The sequence below is a fragment of the Dapis brunnea BLCC-M229 genome, from assembly GCF_050015995.1.
Taxonomy (GTDB): Bacteria; Cyanobacteriota; Cyanobacteriia; order Cyanobacteriales; family Microcoleaceae; genus Trichodesmium.
In genome coordinates, this window is record NZ_JBNHEP010000097.1 from 15061 (window position 1) to 36993 (window position 21933).

The following is a 21933-nucleotide window of genomic DNA, read 5'->3' on the forward strand; positions in this document are numbered from 1 at the left end:
GGGATAAGCTTCCACCCTGTCGCACCATTTTAAATTTGTCAGTATTGTAATATCATGTTTGGTAAAACACTTATAATTAGGCGCGGTTAGTGCAAAAACTCGCTATAAATATATCTGGGAGGCGCGGTTAGCGCAACAACAAACAAAGACTTTTTTGATTAGGAGACGATCGCCATGGAAGTATTAGACATTAAACGAGAAATAGAAAATTTGTCCTCTCGCCTGGGAACAACCCAGGACTATCTTTGACATTCCCGCACTAAAAGCAAAAATCGAAGATTTAGAACAAATTGCAGCTCAACCGGAATTTTGGGATGACCAAACTACGGCACAAAATACTCTGCAAGAACTTAACGATCTGAAATCCCATCTTCAGCAATATCAACAATGGCAAAGTAATCTGGAAGATACTAGGGCGATCGTTGAGTTATTGGAATTAGAAACAGATGAATCTTTGCTGGAAGAAGCGAATTTGACAATTTCTAATCTCAACCGCGAGTTGGATCAATGGGAGTTGCAGCAATTATTATCTGGTTTGTATGACCAAAATGGAGCAGTTGTGACTATTAATGCTGGTGCAGGAGGTACAGATGCTCAAGATTGGGCAGAGATGTTACTGCGAATGTATACCCGGTGGGGAGAAGACCATAAATATAAGGTGCAGTTAGCCGAAATTTCTGAGGGAGACGAAGCAGGTATTAAGTCTGCAACTTTAGAAATTATTGGTCGTTATGCTTATGGTTATTTGAAGGCGGAAAAAGGTACTCATCGCTTAGTCAGAATTTCACCTTTTAATGCTAATGGCAAACGACAAACCAGTTTTGCTGGTGTGGAAGTGATGCCTATATTAGACCATTCTGTAGAGTTGGATATTCCAGAGAAGGATTTGGAAATTAGCACTTCTCGTTCTGGCGGTAAGGGCGGTCAAAATGTGAATAAAGTAGAAACGGCGGTGCGAGTAGTTCATATTCCTACAGGTCTTGCTGTACGTTGTACTCAAGAGCGGAGTCAGTTACAAAATAAGGAAAAAGCTTTGGCATTACTCAAAGCTAGGTTACTGATAATAGCTCAAGAGCAACGCGCCCAAGAAATTGGTGAAATTCGGGGTGATATAGTAGAGGCAGCTTGGGGAAATCAGATTCGTAACTATGTTTTCCATCCTTATCAGATGGTAAAAGATTTACGGACTCAGGAAGAAACTACTGCTATTACAGATGTGATGAATGGTGAGTTAGACTCATTTATTGAAGCTTATCTACGCCAGGAAAATCAAATGGTCGAAAGTCAGTCAGCTTAATTTAGGTTTCAAAACGTACACTACTTGCGGGCAAGATGCCCGCACTTGAGAGGTTTAAATATTAATATTTGTGCATCAGATACCTGGAATATGCTGTAATGGTCTGTCAATATTCAATTGTTAGGTAGTGGGAGCATCTTGCTCCCGTGCGTGAGTTAGTTCTACCCAACCTACAATTATTTACCGAAAAATTAAGGTACAAAGCCTCTCCATTCATGGAAAAAAAAGCGGTTGTTTGCGGAGCATGACCTGGTAGATGGGATGGCGAGGTCTCCCGAAGAGTGCAGAGCCGCGAACGCTTTTCATGTCGCGCAGCGTTAACGAAGTTGTGCGGAACGCTAAACGCCATATCCAATCAACCAAGAGAAGAAAAAAAAATCCTTTTAGCAAATCCTATTATTTAGTAAAGAAGAGGTAATTATTAATTATTAATTGTTAATTCTTGAAAACCTACCACTTTATTCAATAAATAGCGATCGCCTCAAAATCCTTTACTTTTTGATTATCTTTAAAATCAGAAATATCTTCTACAAATAAATGCTGATTATTCATTTCAAATATGCCAAATAAAGTCGCAAAAGAAACATCCGTAGCATCCCGACCTGTACTAATTCTAATAATACCTGTAAGTGGTACTAATTTAGTCGGGTCGAACAAATACCAATGATTACCTAAATAAGCTTCAAAACAAGCATGAAAATCTGGTGGATTAAGATTATAAGCATAAGCAGAAACAAAACGAGCTGGAATATTTAATGCGCGACAAAAAGCAATTCCTAAATGAGCAAAATCACGACAAACTCCGGCTCTCTCTGTAGCAGTATCAAAAGCTGAAGTTTGAGAATCTGTACTGCCAGATAAATATTTTACTTTGTCATAAATCCAGTCACAAATCATCATAACTCTAGAATAACCAGGGTTTAAATTTCCAAACTCTGATTCGGCTAAACCAAATAACAAATCAGATTGACAATAACGACTAGGATAAAGATAAGGAAGTGTTTCTACAGGTAAATTAGCAAGTGGAACTTCTAGAATATTACTAGAATCAGCATAATAATGAAATAATTCTACAGTTGCTTGATAAGAAATTTCAATTTTTCCAGCAGGGGCATTAACTCGAATAAATCTATTTTTTTCAGTACCACTAATATATTTATCTATTGCTAAAGATGGATTTAATTGTAGTTTTTCCTGTAAAGTATTTTGACAGTGATTATTAACGACTTGAAGATTAAATAGTAAAGTTGTTGGTTGAGAAATAGTATAATTTAATTGACAACCGAGTTTAAATTTTTTCATAAATAATATTTAAGACTTCTAATGATCGATAATAGTCGTGATTTAGTCTACTAGCTTCTAGCTTGAAAGATCAAAATTAACTATATCAAGGAAAGAGAATTTGTGAATTTTAGAACTATCTTGGGACTACTCAAACAAACTGTTCAAGAATGGCAAAAAGATAAAGCACCTATTCTAGCAGCAGCTTTAACTTATCATACATTGTTTTCCATCGCACCATTGTTCGTTATTGCAGTGGCGATCGCTGGTTTGATTTTTGGCAAGTCTGCTGCTGAAGGAGAGTTAGTCACACAACTAGAAAATTTTATGGGTGAGCAAGGTGCACAAACTATTGAAGGACTGGTAATCAATATTTCTCGTCCTCAGTCGGGTATTATTGCTAGCCTGATCGGTATTGCTACTCTATTTTGGGGCGCATCAAATTTATTTGCCCAACTCAAACTCGCCTTAAATATGATTTGGAATGTTTCACCTCCACCAGAGAGTGGTATTGGCCAGTTTATTCAAGATCGGTTGTTGTCAGTGGTGATGGTGTTAGGAGCGGGTATAATTTTAATTTTGTTATTGGTGCTTAGTGCTGTATTGACCGCAATCAATCAATGGCTTAATAATATACTCAATACCCCAGATGGTCTTTGGAGTGTGATTGATATTTCTATTTCTTTTGGGATAGTAATGTTATTATTTGCTGGAATTTATAAGTTTTTACCAGATGTAAAAATAGCTTGGAGTGATATTTGGATTGGTGCTGGAATTACTGCTATATTATTCACAATTGGCAAAAGTTTAATTGGGTTATATTTAGGTAATAGTGGAGTTGGTTCAGCTTATGGTTTTGCAGGTTCTTTAGTAGTATTACTATTATGGATAAATTATTCTTGGCAAATTCTATTTTTTGGAGCAGAATTCACTCAAATTTGGGCTAATAAATATGGTTCTAGAATAGAAACTAAACATAGAAAATTTATTAGGAATTATGAGAAAAGTCGCTCTTAAAATTATGGTGTGCAGACCTCTTATAAATAATATTATGTCAGATAAAATTCGCTGGCTTCGGAGGGGCGATTTCCTGCGGAATGCTGCGCAAACGCGAATCGCCCGTACATAAGAAACCGAGTTTATGGGAGGTAGATGTTAGTATGGTGAGGTATTTAATGCTATATCAAGGGCATTTTTCATGGTTTTTATTCTCCTGAATCTTCAACTATTATATAAATTTTTAATCCTTTTTTAGCATCTATATCAAACTTTAAACCAACTTCAGTTTCACTGATTATTTCTATGCTTTTTTTGGGAATCTTATCAAGCTGAATACTCTCTATTTTAGCCAAACGACAATATGAAGATGTTTCGCTGACTAAAAAAACATTCGTTCCTATAGACAAGTTACTATTATTAATTTTTGCTACTGCTGCCTTTGGTTCCTTAAACCATTCTGTTATTTCACCAATTTCTTTGGCTTTACCTGTAGCAGTTTGTAGTTGAATAATCTGATAAGTTACTAATTCTGCTAAAGCTTGACATAAAGCTTTAATAAAATCACCTAAATCTAGTAATTCTTGAGTGCCTAATATCTGATCGACTACTCCATGAGCAGCTTCATTTCTATAGGAAATTAATTGATTAAGTTCTCCTTCAGCAGTGTTCTGATTTCCTCTAATTTCTTCGATAAAATTTCTAATTTTTCTATGTTTGACTACCCATTGCCAAGTATTACCTATTCCTGCATCAGTGAATAATTTTTCTAATATATCTTTCCGTAAATTCTGATCGTGTAAAAGAAAAGCTTCTGGCAATAGCTCATAATTTTTGTTCTGATTTGTTGTGCCATAGAATAGACCTCTAATTACCTGATTTTCAGAAAGGTCTTTAAATCTATCTTTTTTAAATTCTAGTAGAATACGCCCTACACCTTCTCGATGAGTATTTTGAATTTTTTCATCTAATTCTAAATAATTTTCCACTAGCTGTGGTAAATATTGTAGCCAAGTTGATATTAATTCTTTTACAAAACGTTCATAAATAGCATACAAGCGAGTTACTACTGCACAATGTTCGTATAATTCCCACTCCTTTTCATTTGGAACTCCCTTTAATAATTCAATAATTTCTTGATTATCCTTTGGTCGCTGTATATCTACTATTCCCTCTTCTACAATTTTTCTGAGTCTATCATTAGTCTGAATAATTGATTTAATACTATTAATATTTATATTGACAATTTCCAGGAGATTCTCAAACATTTTGAATTATTCTCCAATTACTCGTAAAAGCATATTGTCAAAGAGTTCGATTCTTTGTTGAATATCAGCTTTGGTTTTTCCACCACCTGTTAAAAGGCGTAATTGATCTTCTTCAAGTAATTTTTTTGTTTCCTCTATAACCATATATTTTTTGGAAATTAATAATTCTGCGTTTGATAAATGTTTACTTAATCCAACCATTACAGCATCATAATAAGCTTTATAAGAGATTGGCTTCTTTGCGTTAAAAGGTTTAAATAAAGTTTCTTCATAGAGTTGATTAGCTAACTCAATAGTTTCTAAAAAAATCTCTCTTAGTGATTCAATATCTTTATCGGAAAATTGGGTGCTTTTGATCATATAAAAGTTGAGAAAATCCTCCATTTGACCACGGAAATAATCCTTATTTCTCAAAGCAAAAAAACGCAGCACTAATTCAGCATCTTCCATTTTTTTGTAGAGATTATTTTTTTCTAAGTCAGGGTCATCATTTTGTGTAGGTATTCCCCAAGCTTCAGCAAATATAGGATTACGCGATAATTCAAGTAATAGCTCATCAAATTTTCCATGATACAAACAATGTCTTACTTCCTGTTTACTTAAATCTACTCCCCCAGTATTAAGACGTTCAAAGGTCTGCTGTTTTAAAAACATTGCTTCTTCAGGGTCAGTTGTTGACTCTGTAATAATTACAATAGTTGATATAGAGCGACGGTCTATTCCTGCCCGAATTATTGGATTAAGTTCTTGATAAGTAAGTCCATTTAATTCTGACCACAGTTCTAATCCTGTTAACTTTAATTGATTTTCATAAAAATCTTTAATCGCTGTAATTCTTTGTTGACCGTCCATAACTTCATAGGAGTTATAGTTTTGTTCGTAAAGAATAATTGGAGGTACAGGGATATTAACAAGAAATGACTCAATTAAACGGGATTGCTTTTGTTTATCCCAACGGCTTCTTCTTTGATAAAATGGTTGTAATTCCATATACCCAGGCTTTTTTAATGCCTCAACAAAACTCGGAAGTTTTTCTCGATTAATTTCAGTAAGTATTCTTTTTTCTCTAGAATGATATTTAGCAACAATATCAGTTGCATATTTCCCATTTTTTGTTTTTGATGTTGCTTTTTCTTCCCACATTTTTTGTTCAATTGGTAATAGTGACATTTCTAATATTTCCCTTACATTTTTACTCTAATTTATTATTGTAGAACTAATTTGCTATTTATTCCAGTCAATGAAAAACCCGGCTTCTTGAAGAAACCAGGTTTTGAAAATGAGAGACTACTTCACAACTAACGTTGTCGTCGCCGATCGCCCAAATTCTTCGGGTGCATATTGTAAGCGTGCTTCAGCTCCAGGCCATATAAATGTTCCGGGAGTCACGGACCTGACTAAATAATGTAAGGTATACACTCCTGGGTTTAAACGCTCTGCATAAGCTTCGACGCGATCGCGATATATCTGTTGATGTCCTATTTGCCAACTATCTGCTTTTGCCTCCACAGCAGAAGTGGAAGTTTGGAAACTGGTGTCAACTGCTTCTAAACCTGCTGGCAGTGGATCGCTTATTACTACATGGTCTACGGGGCGGTCTGTAATAATTTCGATTCCAATATCAAAGACTTGCCCTGCACTGACATCTAATGTTGATGGCACTTCTGATAGATCCATTCGTTGCAAGACGGACGTTTCATGCAACGTCCCTACTGCATTTGCCAGACGAATTTCCCGCGCTATTCGCAAACCGTTATACCTTCCTGGTTGGTTTCCTGGGAGGCGATAACTGTATTCAACTAAGTAGTGCAGTTTGCCTTCTCCTAATTTTTCCAATACTAAATCTGATTCACCTTTTGGCAAGCTATCCATTGCTACATTCAAAGATAGATTTGGATTTTCATAACCTTGAAAACGAGCTGCTTCTAATTGTTTACCTGATAATTTGGCGGTTGTTACAAAGTCTGGTGGAGCGGGTTGGGTATTGCTATAAGTAACCAACGCTGTCAATGCTTCGGCATTATCATAAGTTGTGCGCCAGGTGCTGTCGCGCCGTAAATTGAGCAGACTTTGTAATAGTCGGTCTAATATTTCTGGTTTGGCGTCGCGGGTAATAAATAGTCGCAATGCTTGAGACTGAGTTGCCGTAGTCGAATTCATCCATCCCCAGGTGGGCGGTAAATTCAATATGGCACTACGCCCTGTTTCATAGACGCTTTCCTGAATTTCCTCATACATTTCTTTTGACTGTTTGCGCCATTCTGGGAATGTCGAGAGGTAACGGGCGAGTTTTATCTGGTCTACCTGTGACAGTTTTTCCCGTTGTTGATAAATATCTGACAGAAAACTATTACGGGTATCGCCTAATTCCGATAATGCCATCAACGTATCTAACCGCACTTGATTTTTACAGAGTTGTTGACTGCAATAATCATATTTACCTGGGTCTGCTAATAGGTCGTTTAAGTAACTCCGCAGACTCTTTAAAATTGATTCATCCACTAAATTTGGGAATGCTTTCGATGTTTGAGCGATCGCTTCTGCAGCATAAGGAGTCAAATAAGGATTAGAATCTTCTCGCCCTGGATAATAACCAAAACCACCGTCTGGTAGTTGCAACTTTTCTAATTTTTCTAATGCTAGTCTTGCCTGTTGTTTAGGGTTGAAGTCTACAAATGCTTGCTCATATTTTTTACCTAAAATTTGGAGGTTAGAGGCGATGGCTAATTGACTTGCCACAGGTTCGAGAAATGGTAAGTGGTCTTTTTGCAATACTGCTTTTGCTGGAGCAGTAATTTCTGGTATCAATGTACTCGCCAGAGAAATTTCCAGACCTCCCACATCTGGCATTACATTTTCGGTAATATTTAGAGGAATTTGTACTTGAGTGTCAGTTGTACCTGACTCCACCACACTTTCACTTGCTGCCAAAGACCGCACTGGCAAAGAAACTTGAAACCCATCAGTGTCGCGGTTATTCAGGTCAGTCGTAAATTGCACTTTTGCCTCGCCCGGTTGTTTTGCCTCCATCGGGAAACGGTAAGCATTGGTGCCGGAGTCTGCTTTTGTTTTTAGAGTTTCCGTAGTTTGGGAATTTTCAGCAAACAAAATATTCTGACTAACTTCCCCATCTATTTTTAGACTTCCTTTTTTGCCAGTATTATTCGTAACTGCTACGCCACCCTCAAATTTATCGCCGATACGAGCAAACTGAGGCAAAACAGGATTTGACATTAAAGGTTGAGTCGTAATAAAAGTCGCCTCTCCATTACCAAAATGTAAATCTCCATCTGTGGCAACAGTCATTACGCGCCAAGTTGTCAGATCGTCTGGCATCTTAAAACTTACCATTGCCTTACCTCGCTCGTCCGTAATTACAGACCCATTGTAATAAGCTAAAGACTGAAAATCTTTGCGGATGCGAGTGCCAGCAGTACCAGAGGATAAACCACCGCCGAAACCCCAACCTTTTCTCAAGGATGAAGAAACTTCTGCCATTGTTACTTCCTCCCGGTTATCGTTGAAACGGGTAGATATTGGTTGCTCCGCGTAGACAGTCTCAACTAAATCTGGTGGTCGATGACCGCTCAGTTGCAAGACCGCTTCATTCACAACCATTACGGTAAATTGACCTTTTGTCGGTTGCCCTTGACTATTTTTTACTGTCAATTCCAGATTTTCCATTGCCCCTGGTTGCAACTCCAGACGTTGGGGTGTCACTTCTACGTTTAAGTATTTGTCTGCCAAATTAATATTGAATGGAGTAAAACCAACTTTCATCAAATCTTCTACACTTCCAGGTTCCAATTTTTCCAGTGGTTGACCTTGCCGCACTAATACCGCCTCCACCGCAGCATTGGGCAACATATCCTCAGTGACTTTAAATTGAATTTCCGGTGCGCCACCCGTAACTTTTGTAATTTTTTCGTAGAAGGGTTTGTCGCGCACGATGGCAAAATATAATTCCCCTTCTGCATAGGGCGACTGAATTAAAGCTGTCGCAGTTTCCCCCACTTGATAGGTGTCTTTATCAAGTTTTATTTCTAGACGGTCTTTGTTACGACCTCCCCAATAAACTCGCTCTGCTCCAGTTGCCCAAATTTGAATATCAGTGGAAGTAATATCATCTTCGGCATTGGCAAAGTTGGCGCGAATACGATAACTACCTGATTCTGGGGGGGTGAGGTTGACGGTTTTGGGTTTGTTGTCGGTTTTAACTTTTTCCGTGGCAACTGTTTTGTATTCGATCTGATATCTGGGGTTGCGACTACCTGCGACTACCTGGGTGACAGTGCTGTATTCCATTTTTTGTAATTCCAGCAGAATATTTTGCCCAGAAAGCGCTTTTCCTTGAGAGTCGGTGACAATAACTTCTACTGGAAATTTTTGATTAGCTTCGGCAACAAATTTACTTTTTAAACCTATTAACTTCTCACTTGGTAGAGCAGTAAATGTTTGACTATCAGCTACAGAAAGATTAGATATATCTGTCACTTCCACATCTACTTGATAAGTCATTGGGTAAGGTAAATCTTTTCCGACTGTAAATATTTGATTATTCCCACCGTTATTATCTAGCACTATATTTTTTTGCAGCACATTATTAGGAACAGTCGGCGCTTCTTCCGGCCAAAACCATTGGCGACCAAAATCAAATTCTTGCCAATCTTTGGGAATAAATTCTGTTTTTTGGCGAGTCACATAATATTTAGCTTTTGCTCCTTGCACTGGGGAACCAAACAAATAATTACTTTCAGCTTCCGCCCCAATTTCTTCACCAAGCAAAGTAATTTGTTTATCAAGTTTTAGGTCTACTTTAAAATTAGGTGGTTTAAATTCGGCGACGCGAAATTGCCCGTAAATTTCTACATCATTTTCTCCTTTCGCCTCCACATTGTAATAACCCAATGGTTGATTACTATCCAGAGGAATTTCTAGAGAAAAAGTACCAAATTCATTAGTCGTTTGAGTACCTAAATTTTTCTTATTACCATCTGGATTTTCTAGAGTAACTTGATAACCTGTATTTTTCGCTTGTTTCAAGTTACCATCTTCCAAATAATAAGCAGCTCCAGTCAACCAAACTTTTTCCCCTGGTTGATAAAGTTCTCTATCTGAAAAAATAGTACCTCGCGATTCAGCTTTGCCACTATCCCAACCAGAATAAATGCCATAACCATAAGTACCACTATATTCTTTAGTGCTGGCAAATGCCCAATCTTGATTTTCTTTGGCAATTACTAATAATTCTGGTCCTTCAAAAAAACGCTGACCGTTCATACATTTGTCTAAGTCTGTATTACTCAAATTTAACAGACCAAATTCATTAGTTTTTCCAGTAGCACAAGCAGTAGGTTTAGGTTGAGATTTGGCATTTAATTGAGATTGATAAATCTCCAAATCTGCCAGTGCTGGAGAACCATCATCCAAATGATTTACTTTAATAATTCCCGACTCTGGAAACCACTGAGCAAATACTCCCAAATTCGTTAGTTGTACTAATCCATAAAATTTTGGTTCCTGCCATTTTTGCTGACCGTTTTGTTCATAAGAACTCGTCCGCGCTTGTACTCCATAAGCTAACATTCCGGTCTGACTGCCAAGTTTTTCTCTCAGGGGAACTGCTACTTCTGTTATTTGATTTTTTTCTCCAGAAACAGGATATTTTTCCCATTTTTCATTTGCAGGTAATAAGTTCTTCCTATTTTTTCTAGGATAGGCTGATTCTGTGTAAACTAAATCTGTTGGTTGTACAACTTGATAAGCTGCTTTGTATTCTGATTCTGGCAGATTTACTGTAGAAATATTTAGTTGTAAATTTTGACTAGATGGAAAAATATTTAAGCCAGCAGGCACAGAAATATCGGCGGATAAATCTCCTGTTTGATAATCTAATACAACAGGCTTTTCTAATATTTGCCCAAATTTATCTTTGATATTAGCACCGATAGTAATTGTATAGTTCGTATCGGGTTCTAATAGCCAAGGATTGAGACTAACAATATTATAGTTTTCGTAAGCTTGAATCAGATTTTTAGTCTCTTTTGGTGCTGGTTCAATAGTAATATTTTCGACTGCTGAACTAGGCACAATTCCATGATTAAATTCCAACGTGGGATTACCTTTAACAAATCTACCGCTTCCCTGGGAAAATTTGAGTTGGGAAAATTCAAAATTAGAGTAGGTTTCTACTTCACTAACAAAAGGTGTTTGACTAGGTAAATTACCTTTCAATGGCTGAATACCAGAGTCAAATTCCAAACGATATTTAGTACCTTTTTCCAGAGTTACTTCAGGAGTAATCAGATAATTCCACTGACGTAACGAAGAGTCAAATTCTTCTATGGGAGGTTGTTCTGGTTCAGAAGTTTCTAATGTTTCTAAACTAACTGTAAAAGGTAAGCTTTCTGTATTACCATCTGGCAAAAGTTTTATTTTTTTTGTAATCGAATCTAAATCCAATTCTACATTTGATGTAAATTTTAGAGTCGGATTTAGATCGATTGGTTCTAGTCTTCTATTTTTCTGTTTGCTAGTTGGTAAATTCGTTAGTTTGACTGGTTCAGTATTGAAAGTCCAGGCTAAATCTTCATCTAATTGATGATTTTTTAGGTCGGATAAACCAGCTTTCAAAGTAACTTTGACTCTGGTAGATTTAGGAAAAGCTTCCGCTGGTTGAAACCCTACCATTTTCGGAGTCAAAAATCGGAATTGACCTGGTAATTCTGGGAAAATTTCAAACTGGTTTAATTTTTCCTGTTGTTCTGGAGAATCTAAAGTTTCCAAAGGAATTAAAGGATCTTTAAACCGAATCCTAATTTGATTTAAAGAAGCAGTTTCTGCTGTCGGACTAATTTGCTCTATCCACTCCGGTAGTGTCGGATTAACTATTAAATCTACCATAGGTAATTTTTCCTGTTGTGAAGTGGTATTAAAAATACCGCAGGCTCCTATTACCAATGTTAGGAGTAATCCTAGTATAAAATGTTTCCAATATTTAAGAACCATATTTATTTGATTTGGTGATAGTTTTCATCTACAATTATTAGGGATTGATTTCCTGAATCTAATAGACTGTTTAATCTATTTATAGTAAAATATTATATCTCTAATAATGTAAATTGACAATTTCAAAAAATGATAATTATTTCTTTTATAAAGCCATAGGGACGTTTCATAGAACCTCTTAGAGAATTAACCATTAATATTAATTCACAATGAAATGACAGAAATAACAGCTAATTATGATGAACCGTGGAAAGCAGCAATTTCTGAATATTTTGAATCTTTCCTCAGCTTCTTTTATCCAGAAATTTATGTCTCTATTAACTGGCAAAAAAAACCAGTTTCCCTAGATAAAGAATTAGAGCAAATTACAGCCTCAGCTACAACAGAAAAACGTTATGCCGATAAATTATATCAAGCTTGGTTATTAGATAATCAAGAAATCTGGATATTGATTCATATTGAAGTGCAAAGTCAATATGACCGAGAATTTAGCGAACGAATGTTTATCTATAATTATCGAGTATTCGACCTTTACAATAAACCAGTAATTAGTTTAGCCATACTAGGAGATGAAAACCCATCTTGGCGACCAAATTCCTATCAATATGGTTTAGAAAAAAGTCAAATGAGATTAGATTTTGCCATAGTCAAACTCTTAGATTATCAATGGGAGGAACTAGAAGCAAACAATAATCTATTTGCTATAGTAGTAATGGCACACTTGAAAACTAAAAGTACCACAAGCAACCTCACAGAAAGAGAGCAATGGAAATGGCAATTAGTGAGAAGCTTATACGATAGGGGATTAACCAAGTTTGATATTATCAATCTGTTCAAATTCATTGATAAAATGATGACATTACCCCCAGAATTAGAATCAAACTTTCAAACCAAAGTTAATCAATATGAGGAGGAACAAAGAATGGAATTTTTAAGCACTATAGAAGAGTTAGCTATAGAAAGAGGTCAAAAAATAGGTCTGGAAAGAGGAGCAAAAGAAACTTACCGACAAAATATTCTTGATTTACTGGAAAGACGCTTTAATAGTTTGCCAGAAACTCTGGTAAAAGCTGTTAATGAAATTGATGACTTAGCTTGGTTAAAACAGTTACACTTAGAAACAATTACTGTCAGTTCAGTTTCCGAGTTTGAGGAATTACTCAGCAGGAGAAACTCAACAAATATTTAGATTAAAATATGAGTTATTTTTGGGTAGAGCTGTCACTTTTCATGTTGTACAGCAAAACCCAATCTACAAATAATTATCTCTACAATTAACTGTGAAAATGACAGAAATAGCTGTCGCTTAACCCAACTTACAACCAATTTTGTACCTCACTCCTTATGGGAATTGCTATAATTTCGGCAATATTTAATTTAAGCGATCTAAAAATTACAACAACTAATGCCAGCAAACTATACTGAACTAGAAAAAAGTCTCTGGGATGCTGCAGAGCAACTGCGGGCAAATTCTAAACTTGAACCTATAGAATTTATCAAGTTAAATTTAGATTGCTAAATATTCAAAGCCAACAAAAAATAGCAGCCATCCTCTCCGCTTACGACGACCTAATAGAAAACAACACCCGACGCATAGAAATATTAGAATAAATGGCCTGGATGCTCTATCGGAAATGGTTGGTAAATATTAAAACCGAATAAACAACCATACTTTTAGGGAGCTGCTACTTGGCTACAAAAATCATCATCTATACTAAATATTTCCCCCCTACTTTTTAACTCTCTCGACCGAGGAGAAGCGTCAGTAATTCAACTTGCTTTAAATGAAAATATTGAGACAGTTTGTATTGATTAAATAGTCGGTAGAAGAATTGCCAGACTAAGCGGTCTTTCTGTTACAGGTTCAATCGGAATTTTGCTCCGGGCAAAACAGGAAGGCTACCCTTTATCAATAAAAATAGCCATTCAAAAAATGCTTAACCGGAATATTCGTTTAAGTGAAACAGTAATTAATTTTGCCCTCAAACAAGCAGGAGAAAATCCAGAGTAGAAAACTCAAAAAATTATGTAAAAATAGAACTAGAGGAACATAAAATGGAATTTTAGAGATTGCTTCGGGGGGTTTGATAGCTGGAGTTTAGACTAATTAAAGGTCGCCGGAAACTTACCAAGGGAGAATAGTGAGCTCGGCCAACTAGACTGAAACTCTCTGTGAATCAGCATTGCAACGACTTTTAAGTCAATTATCCACAGCCTGTGCTATGGGGTAATTGTGCCTTGGCAAGACTTTTTGAATAGTTTGAATAATGTCAACCTCAGCCAAACTATTCAAAAAAGAAAAATAATCACTCAAGATCACAAACATCTGCACCCCTTATATTCTCCAAGGGTTCTAAGTTTCAAGTCTTCATTGCTTGTGAGCAAATTATCTGAATACCCCAAAATTTGGTGTTGCACAATAGAGAATGATATTCTAGAATTTTATTGAGAAATGGACTGTCCTTATTGTCAAAGCCATAAAGTAGTGAAAAATGGTCATCGTCAGGGAAAACAGAGTTATCTGTGCCGTGACTGTGGCCGTCAATTTCGAGAAAGTCCCTCTCCTGCGGGTTATAGTTCTGATGTTAAAGAGCTTTGTGTGAAAATGTCCCTTAATGGCATGGGATTCCGAGCCATTGAGAGAGTGACTGGTATTTCCCATAACACAGTGCTTAACTGGGTACGGCTTGCAGAAGCACAGATACGCTTTGGATAACTATGAAATACCTGAAACTGCTCAAATAGATGAACTGCAAACTTTTATCGGCTCAAAAAAAACAAAATTTGGGTCTGGACAGTCGTGAATAGCCAAATGCCAGGAATTCTTAAGTTTGTGATAGGCGTTAGCGAAGCTCCTCTGTAAGAGGCTCGCTCCGCCGTTACCTTTACAATATTATGGCAGATGATTCACGGTTGGGCCTGTTTTCTCTACATTACAGATGGATACAAGGTATATCCTTGCTTAATTGACGATTGCGTTCGCGTTAGCGGTGCGGAGCACTATCACCTAGTAAGTAAAACAGCAATGACGAGAGTAGAAGGAGAAAACTGCCGTCTGAGACACTACGCACGCTAGGTTACATCGCAAAACTTTGTGTTACTCCAAGTCCATTGATATGTTGTACAGATCAATTAACTTGCTGATCTATTATTTGAAACATAAGCAAATTCCTCAATTCTCGTAATCATTCGTCACTGTGCAACGCCCAAAATTTAGTCTAAACTCCAGTTGATAGAAAAAATAGAAAAATAGGAATTAACTATTTTGTCATACCCTCTCGCAATGACACTTTATAGAAGAGTGAATCGCCCGTACAGGAGTAGTGAAGAATTAGGATGAGCAGGGAGTTGTAGAAGAGGTAGTCTTTCATTATAGCCACTTAAATTTTCTGCCTCACGTTACTCCAAAATGCTTAATTTTTCAGCTTTATTAACACAAAAGCTGGTACTTTTTCCATACCATTAGTTTCTCAAACCTTGATCTGTAAATGCTTTTATCTTTAATCAGTAAACCCTACTTATCATTGCGAGCAGATGGTTGATAAATATAACTCAGAACAAATTCATACCCTGAAGCAATCTTTTATGATTCTAAATTATTTATGAGATTGCTTCAGGGAGTTTGATTTGAATCATATCTTTTATTTTTTTCAGAATAGTTACTAATCATTTTTCGGGAAATTATCAAAAGAATCTAGACATATATGGTAAAAAAATACTATAATATAAATAACAGCCTTTTAACAAAGTTAGAAGTTGTTTTTGTAACTGGAATTTTCAGCAACCGTACAAAAAACATTTCACCAACCAACACAGGGTTTTAGACCCAATTATTTTGATAATTAGGAAGTTATATTACACCCTTTGGTATGCTCCCGTATAAAAGCTAGGGAAATATCTACTATATTTCAGGTTTTATATTCCCTTAAAGCTTCTTCCAACTTTTGCTAAAGTGCTGCGGGTGTTCAAACTATTGAGGATTTTTAAATGGCACAAGAAGATAAACAACTTTCTTTATCCCCAGAAGATTACAGTCTATTAACAGACCTCTATCAATTAACAATGGCAGCTTGCTACGTCGGGGAAAAAATTGACCAACGGCAAGCCAGTTTTGAGCTATTTGCGCGAAGACTGCCTACAGGTTTTGGCTATCTCATCGCTATGGGTTTAGCACAAGCATTAGACTATCTGGAAAAATTTCGATTTAGCTCTGAGCAAGTTGATGCTTTAAAGTCAACAGGAATTTTTGCTAATGCTCCTGATAAATTTTGGTCGTTGCTAGCAGAAGCTAAATTTACTGGAGATGTATGGGCGGTGCCAGAGGGAACAGCTATATTTCCTAATCAACCTCTACTCCGAATAGAAGCGCCACTTTGGCAAGCGCAGTTAGTGGAAACATATTTATTGAATACAATTAATTACCAAACCCTGATAGCAACAAAAGCAGCAAGAATGCGGGATATTGCTGGAAATGACACCAAATTATTAGAATTTGGTACTAGACGCGCATTTAGTCCCCAAGCTAGTATTTGGGCAGCTCGTGCAGCTTTGGCAGGGGGAATGGATGCTACTTCTAATGTTTTGGCAGCCTTGAAATTAGGTCGGAAACCAGCAGGAACAATGGCTCACGCTTTGGTGATGGCAATATCCGCAGTGGAAGGAAGTGAGGAGGATGCTTTTAATGCTTTTCAGCGATATTTTCCTCAAGCACCTTTATTGATAGACACTTACGATACTTTGGCAGCTACCCGCTTGTTGGCACAACGAGTTAAAGAGGGTGAAATGCAGCTCAGTGGGGTAAGATTAGATTCGGGAGATTTAGTTAAGTTATCCCAGGAGGTACGATCGCTACTGCCAGAAGTGACGATTTTTGCTAGTGGAGATATTGATGAGTGGGAAATAGCTAGACTTCAGAGGGAAAATGCTTGTATTGATGGGTATGGTATTGGTACTAAGTTGGTAACTGGTGTTCCTGTGAATGGAGTTTATAAACTGGTAGAAATAGACGGCATTCCTGTTATGAAAAATGCTACTGGGAAAGTGAGTTATCCTGGTCAAAAACAAATATATAGATGTCTGGAAAATAGTCAATTGAAACAGGATTATTTGGGATTAATGGATGAAGATGTATCGAATCAAACAGAACCTCAGACTGATTATTTTATAAAATTAATGGTACAAGTAGTTCAGAATGGGAAAATACTGCAAAAATCAGAAAATTTAGAAGCGATCGCTAAACGTACTGCTATTTCTGTTGCTAGTTTGCCCCCTGAAACTCGCAGTCTAGAAAATCCTAGTTTGCCACCAATGAAAATTTCTAATAAATTACAAGAACTTACACAAAAAACTAAAGCTCAAAGAATTTAGAATTCAGAATTCTAAATTGATCGACTTCTCCAAAAATAAAAAATTAAAGCAATTTTTATCTATAAATCTATAAACTGTCAATTATTTATTCCTGTTCCCTGTTCCCTCTTTTATCGAAATGTCTAATAATTACTTTTTCTGTAATAGAAGGATTGGTTAAAAAGATATTTTTTTCTCCCTTAAAGGAGAAGCTTAAAATATTAGTTTTCCGGTATAGCAATGTGCGCTGGCATATTTACAAATTATTTTTTGTACGCCTTTTCTAGAAGGCACTTTGAGCTGGGTCTTGTAAATACCTGACAGCTCATTGCTATAAAAGAGAACAGAGAAATTTTAGAATTAAAATGTCCTTAAGCAAGTATATCTTTAATTCTTACTTAATTGATGATAAAAAAATTCGCGTCGCGTGTTTATTGTTGCGCTTTAGCACTATATAAATATTTGCCTCCCTAAAGCGCAATAACGATAGCTACTATTATAAGGGTTTGACCCAATATGATATTTTTGATTAAAAAAGTTGGCTTTAAACAATTTAATTTCAGTTAATTATCAAGATTAAATTATGAATAATTCCCAAGTATTATCAGGTTTAATGGGTGTATGTATTGGAGATGCTTTAGGGGTACCTGTAGAATTTTCCAGTCGTAACGAAAGAAGAATGAACCCTGTAACTGAAATGGTTGGTTATGGCGCACATAACCAACCAGCAGGCACCTGGTCTGATGATAGTTCCATGACATTATGTTTAGCTGAATGTCTATGTGATGGATTTGATTTAGAAGCGATCGCTCACTCTTTTTATAGATGGCGTTATGAAGATTATTGGACTCCTTGGGGTAAAGTTTTTGATATTGGAGGTACCACTGCTGCAGCTATTTCTCGGATTAAAAAAGGTAGACCAGCAATAGAAGCTGGAGGTAGGGACGATCGGAATAATGGCAATGGTTCTCTAATGAGAATTTTACCCCTAGCTTATACTTATAAAAACACTAATTTTGCCGAATTAATTCAACAAGTTCACGACTGTTCTTGTATAACTCACGGTCATTTAAGGTCACAAATGGCTTGTGGTATTTATATTAGTATAGCTATTTGTTTATTAGAAGGTTTAGAAGCAAAAATAGCTTACTTACAAGGAATTGAAAATATTAAACAAATATACTCACAAGAAAAGTATGGATCGGAGTTACATCGTTTTCGGAAAATATTTAGTGGAGAAGTTCAAAATATACCTATTAGCAGAATTCATGCCAGTGGTTATGTACTAGATACATTAGAAGCTTCTTTATGGTGTTTATTAAATACAAACTCTTTTGCGGAGGCAGTTCTAAAAGCAGTAAATTTAGGAGAAGATACAGATACAACTGGAGCAGTAACAGGTGGTTTAGCAGGAATTTATTATGGTATAGAAAATATGCCCAATGAGTGGATAGAAGTTATTGCTAGAAAAGATGATATAGTCAATTTAGCGTCTCGTTTAGAAACTGCTATATCAGATTAGGGAGTAGGGAGTAGGGAGTAGGGAGTAGGGAGTAGGGAGGGGGAATTATAATTGAACCGAACATGATATAGCAATCCTAAATAGCTTGTAACATTTTATCCTAGGGTTTTGGTCTTCAGATCCTATTTTTGCCTGGGTTTGGAGACCAAACCTCTTACAGTTTTTTTCACAAATCATATCATGTCCGTTCGTATCATTTGTGTAAAAGTCGGGAAAATACAGGGCTATTTCGTTGTACAATAAAGTGACGATTTTACTTACTTTTAGAGATTAATTGATATATTTCTTTTGAAAAGCATATATTTCGTCATGCACAAAAGTCAGAAATTAGAATGAAATAGCCATGGAGAAATATCTACCATTATGTAAGATGTAAGATTTTCCTTCTCTTAAAGCTTATTACTTCTTACTTTTTACTTCTTACTTTTTACCGAATAATTAAGGTATAAAGCCTCTCCTTTAAAGGAGAAACAAGAAAAAATTTTCCTTTGAATCAATCCTCTTCCTTTTCAGGGAAAAGTAATTATCCATTATCCATTAATGAATTCTTCCTTCTCTAAAAATTTACAAAATAAATGACAAAAATAGCCTTATTTGGAACAAGTGCAGACCCACCAACAGCAGGACATGAAACGATTATTAAATGGCTCTCTCAAAATTTTGATAAAGTAGTAGTTTGGGCATCAGATAATCCCTTTAAATCCCATCAAACATCTCTAGAACAACGTTCGACAATGTTATCTATTTTGATTGAAAATATTGACTCAAATCTAAACAATATTTATCTACATCAAGAATTAAGTAGTCGTCGTACTTTAGAAACCATTGAACTTGCCAGAAAAAAATGGCATGATGCCGAATTTACCTTAGTAGTAGGTTCAGATTTAGTCAAACAATTACCAAGTTGGTATCAAATAGAAAAACTTTTACAGAAAGTAGAATTATTAATAGTACCTCGCAAAGGTATTACAACAAAAGAGGCAGATTTACAGAAGTTAAAGGAACTAAGTACAGGAGTAAAAATAGCTTCTTTAGAAGTTCCAAATGTTTCCTCATCCGCATATCGCGAACAAGGAGACGAAATGACTATTACGCCTCCTATTAAGGATTATATATATCAGCAGAAGTTATATCAATGCCAGAAAGCGAGTACAGAAAAAATGTAAATAATAAAGCAGATTTTAAAGTAGGGGTAGATAATGTAATTTTTTCCGTTGATACTCAACAAAACTAAGAGGCAGTTTTGTTAGTAATGCGACAAAAAGAACCATTTATTAACCACTGGAGTTTACCAGGTACATTAGTAATAAAAGGTGAATCTTTAGAAGCAGCAGCATACAGAATTTTAGCGGAAAAAATTAAGGTAAAAAATCTATATTTAGAGCAATTATATAGTTTTGGCGGTCCTGGTCGCGACCCCAGAGAATCTATTTATAATTGTCGATATTTATCAGTCAGTTATTTTGCCCTAGTGAGATTTGAAGAAGCAGAATTAATTGCCGATGGAGTAACAGGTATTGCTTGGTATCCTATTGAACAAATTCCTCAGTTAGCATTTGACCATAAAAAAATTATTGAGTATGGATATTCTAGATTACGCAATAAAATTGAATATAGTCCTATTGCTTTTGATGTTTTACCAGAGCAGTTTACTTTAGGGGAATTGTATCAACTTTATACAACTATTTTAGGAGACAATTTTTCAGATTATTCTAATTTTCGTGCCAGACTATTAAAGTTAGCTTTCTTATCTGATACTGGAGTAAAAACATCACGAGGTGCTGGTAGACCAGCTAGTCTTTATCGATTTAATTCTGAGGCATTCGCGTTAATCAAAGATAAACCTTTAATATTTATTTGATAGAGGTATGAAATTCAGAAAAAATTGATACCCCGAAGCAATCTCTTCAACTGTAGGGTATCTATGAGATTGCTTCAGGAATTTCTTTTACATTCCTTTCTATTTATAATTTTTGCGCTGATATTAATGTACTCAACAATTTCCTGGTTGCTAAGTTGAGCGATCGCTAAATCAAGTGGATGATCTTGTAGCTTTAAGATATTTCCATAGAGGTTAATGGTATAGTTTTCTAATTCATTGAGTTTTTCTCTTTTTATCAAATATTGCCATTGTTCGTTGGATTTGAGTTCTAATTTAGCATCAAGGAGTATTGTTGCATCTGGGTACTCTTTTTGTAGATTATTGAGAACATCATCTATATTATTTTTACTCTCTAATCTTATATTTTTATACTCAATAGTGGTGCAGTCATATACTATCTTTGTTCCCCAAATTTCACTTCTGTATATCCACCCAAAAGCAACCATTACTGCCAAAATTATAGTAAGAAAAACAACATAATTAACGTTATTACCCCAAGATTTAATAAATCCTACGCTTTTTTTTTCCTGATTGTGGTTAGAGATTGGAGACTCAACCTGAAATAGTTCTATTTCTTCAAGTTCTAAGGGTCTACTAGAACCATCCATACTTAAAGATAATTTATCAGAAGGAATGGCTGGATTTGGGTCGCGATGCTCCCAAAATTCTGTGTATCCTTCTATCAATTTCTGATGAATTTCTTCTATATTTTTCTGGGAAATAAAAACAGCTTCTTTACTTTTAATTTCTTGAATAACCACTCCTTCAATTAGAAGTATTTCTCTCCCAAATTGGTCTTTAAGAATCTCATCTCCTACTTGAGAATTCAGGTCTTTTTGTGTAGCTTTTAAGATTCGATAAACTATGGTGAAATCTCCTACTTTTGAACCAAAAATTTGTCTAATAAATCCCTTTCCTGGTTCTGTTAAATCTCCTGTCGTCACTCTTGCCAATAAGTTACCAGTCTTAGCTTCACAGATGAAATCAGGAGCTACTACTGTTCTGTAGTCAAGATAGCGGTTACGACTTACTAAAAAAGGCCAAACTTCAATACTCATAGTGATAATTTAATAAATCTAGATTTGGGGTGTTATAAGAAACCGGGTTTATGGGAGAGATATGTGATTTATTTTATATAAACCGAGTTTCTCTGCTTTATTTATACCTACACTACCGGATTTCATATCACGGAAGACAAAAGTTAAAAATAAGATTTGATAAATAGAAAAATTTGACAATGCAGTAATTTCAGGAGTTATAAGTTTCCCAATATTTATGACATTTTTAAAGTGAGTTAGTATAACCCTTCTATGTTTAAGTTATTGTTAGGAAT

Annotated in this window: 13 protein-coding genes and 1 pseudogene; 9 read left to right on the plus strand and 5 right to left on the minus strand. The window is 35.8% G+C overall.

What is annotated here, in order from left to right; translation table 11 throughout:
* Positions 1 to 174: 174 nt before the first annotated feature.
* Positions 175 to 1297 (plus strand): peptide chain release factor 2 gene (gene prfB / locus ACP6PM_RS11500; protein WP_426584704.1). Its coding sequence is split into 2 segments (ribosomal slippage): positions 175 to 246 and positions 248 to 1297, totalling 1122 coding nucleotides; the frame shifts between segments, so codons are not numbered across the junction.
* A 462-nt stretch (positions 1298 to 1759) separates the two neighbouring features.
* Here prfB and ACP6PM_RS11505 read toward each other — a convergent pair.
* Positions 1760 to 2599: a transglutaminase-like domain-containing protein gene (locus tag ACP6PM_RS11505; protein WP_426584706.1), complete on the minus strand. Its 840-nt coding sequence runs from the start codon at positions 2597 to 2599 to the stop codon at positions 1760 to 1762.
* Positions 2600 to 2701: 102 nt separating this feature from the next.
* Here ACP6PM_RS11505 and ACP6PM_RS11510 point away from each other — a divergent pair, with 102 nt between their 5' ends.
* Positions 2702 to 3595, plus strand: coding sequence for a YihY/virulence factor BrkB family protein (locus ACP6PM_RS11510; protein WP_426584708.1), 894 nt, complete (start codon positions 2702 to 2704; stop codon positions 3593 to 3595).
* 188 nt (positions 3596 to 3783) lie between these two features.
* Here ACP6PM_RS11510 and ACP6PM_RS11515 read toward each other — a convergent pair whose 3' ends face one another.
* The 3 genes from ACP6PM_RS11515 to ACP6PM_RS11525 form a co-directional block, all read right to left on the minus strand.
* Entirely contained in the window at positions 3784 to 4842 is a 1059-nt protein-coding gene (locus ACP6PM_RS11515; RefSeq protein WP_426584710.1) for an MAE_28990/MAE_18760 family HEPN-like nuclease, read from the minus strand.
* A gap of 6 nt (positions 4843 to 4848) precedes the next feature.
* Positions 4849 to 6012, minus strand: a complete 1164-nt coding sequence (locus tag ACP6PM_RS11520; RefSeq protein ID WP_426584712.1) for a DUF262 domain-containing protein — start codon at positions 6010 to 6012, stop codon at positions 4849 to 4851.
* 117 nt (positions 6013 to 6129) lie between these two features.
* Positions 6130 to 11745 (minus strand): alpha-2-macroglobulin family protein, encoded by a 5616-nt coding sequence (locus ACP6PM_RS11525; protein WP_426584714.1) that lies wholly within the window; start codon positions 11743 to 11745, stop codon positions 6130 to 6132.
* Between the two features lie 319 nt (positions 11746 to 12064).
* Here ACP6PM_RS11525 and ACP6PM_RS11530 point away from each other — a divergent pair, with 319 nt between their 5' ends.
* The 7 genes and pseudogenes from ACP6PM_RS11530 to ACP6PM_RS11560 all read left to right on the plus strand — a co-directional run bounded on the left by ACP6PM_RS11530 (position 12065) and on the right by ACP6PM_RS11560 (position 20579).
* Entirely contained in the window at positions 12065 to 13039 is a 975-nt protein-coding gene (locus tag ACP6PM_RS11530; protein ID WP_426584716.1) for an RpnC/YadD family protein, read from the plus strand.
* Positions 13040 to 13681: 642 nt separating this feature from the next.
* Positions 13682 to 13861, plus strand: a complete 180-nt coding sequence (locus ACP6PM_RS11535) for a PIN domain-containing protein (protein WP_472847518.1) — start codon at positions 13682 to 13684, stop codon at positions 13859 to 13861.
* A 441-nt stretch (positions 13862 to 14302) separates the two neighbouring features.
* Positions 14303 to 15035: pseudogene (locus ACP6PM_RS11540) on the plus strand (IS1 family transposase).
* 802 nt (positions 15036 to 15837) lie between these two features.
* Positions 15838 to 17217, plus strand: coding sequence for a nicotinate phosphoribosyltransferase (locus ACP6PM_RS11545; protein ID WP_426584718.1), 1380 nt, complete (start codon positions 15838 to 15840; stop codon positions 17215 to 17217).
* Positions 17218 to 17779: 562 nt separating this feature from the next.
* A complete protein-coding gene (locus ACP6PM_RS11550) occupies positions 17780 to 18718 on the plus strand; it encodes an ADP-ribosylglycohydrolase family protein (protein WP_426584720.1) in 939 nt (312 codons plus the stop codon).
* A 575-nt stretch (positions 18719 to 19293) separates the two neighbouring features.
* Positions 19294 to 19884, plus strand: a complete 591-nt coding sequence (locus ACP6PM_RS11555) for a nicotinate-nucleotide adenylyltransferase (RefSeq protein ID WP_426584722.1) — start codon at positions 19294 to 19296, stop codon at positions 19882 to 19884.
* Between the two features lie 86 nt (positions 19885 to 19970).
* Positions 19971 to 20579: an NUDIX hydrolase gene (locus tag ACP6PM_RS11560; RefSeq protein ID WP_426584724.1), complete on the plus strand. Its 609-nt coding sequence runs from the start codon at positions 19971 to 19973 to the stop codon at positions 20577 to 20579.
* A gap of 74 nt (positions 20580 to 20653) precedes the next feature.
* Here the strand turns inward: ACP6PM_RS11560 and ACP6PM_RS11565 are convergent, their stop codons facing one another.
* The gene (locus ACP6PM_RS11565; protein WP_426584726.1) at positions 20654 to 21658 is read right to left on the minus strand and encodes a hypothetical protein; all 1005 of its coding nucleotides are present in this window, start codon (positions 21656 to 21658) and stop codon (positions 20654 to 20656) included.
* Positions 21659 to 21933 lie beyond the last annotated feature (275 nt).

What these genes read in the sequence shown, in the direction of transcription:
- ACP6PM_RS11555 (WP_426584722.1), top strand. Translation starts at nt 19,294, where the DNA reads ATGACAAAAATAGCCTTATTTGGAACAAGTGCAGACCCACCAACAGCA.
- ACP6PM_RS11525 (WP_426584714.1), bottom strand. Translation starts at nt 11,745, where the DNA reads ATGGTAGATTTAATAGTTAATCCGACACTACCGGAGTGGATAGAGCAA.
- ACP6PM_RS11545 (WP_426584718.1), top strand. Translation starts at nt 15,838, where the DNA reads ATGGCACAAGAAGATAAACAACTTTCTTTATCCCCAGAAGATTACAGT.
- ACP6PM_RS11550 (WP_426584720.1), top strand. Translation starts at nt 17,780, where the DNA reads ATGAATAATTCCCAAGTATTATCAGGTTTAATGGGTGTATGTATTGGA.
- ACP6PM_RS11505 (WP_426584706.1), bottom strand. Translation starts at nt 2,599, where the DNA reads ATGAAAAAATTTAAACTCGGTTGTCAATTAAATTATACTATTTCTCAA.
- ACP6PM_RS11520 (WP_426584712.1), bottom strand. Translation starts at nt 6,012, where the DNA reads ATGTCACTATTACCAATTGAACAAAAAATGTGGGAAGAAAAAGCAACA.
- ACP6PM_RS11560 (WP_426584724.1), top strand. Translation starts at nt 19,971, where the DNA reads ATGCGACAAAAAGAACCATTTATTAACCACTGGAGTTTACCAGGTACA.
- ACP6PM_RS11530 (WP_426584716.1), top strand. Translation starts at nt 12,065, where the DNA reads ATGACAGAAATAACAGCTAATTATGATGAACCGTGGAAAGCAGCAATT.
- ACP6PM_RS11565 (WP_426584726.1), bottom strand. Translation starts at nt 21,658, where the DNA reads ATGAGTATTGAAGTTTGGCCTTTTTTAGTAAGTCGTAACCGCTATCTT.
- ACP6PM_RS11515 (WP_426584710.1), bottom strand. Translation starts at nt 4,842, where the DNA reads ATGTTTGAGAATCTCCTGGAAATTGTCAATATAAATATTAATAGTATT.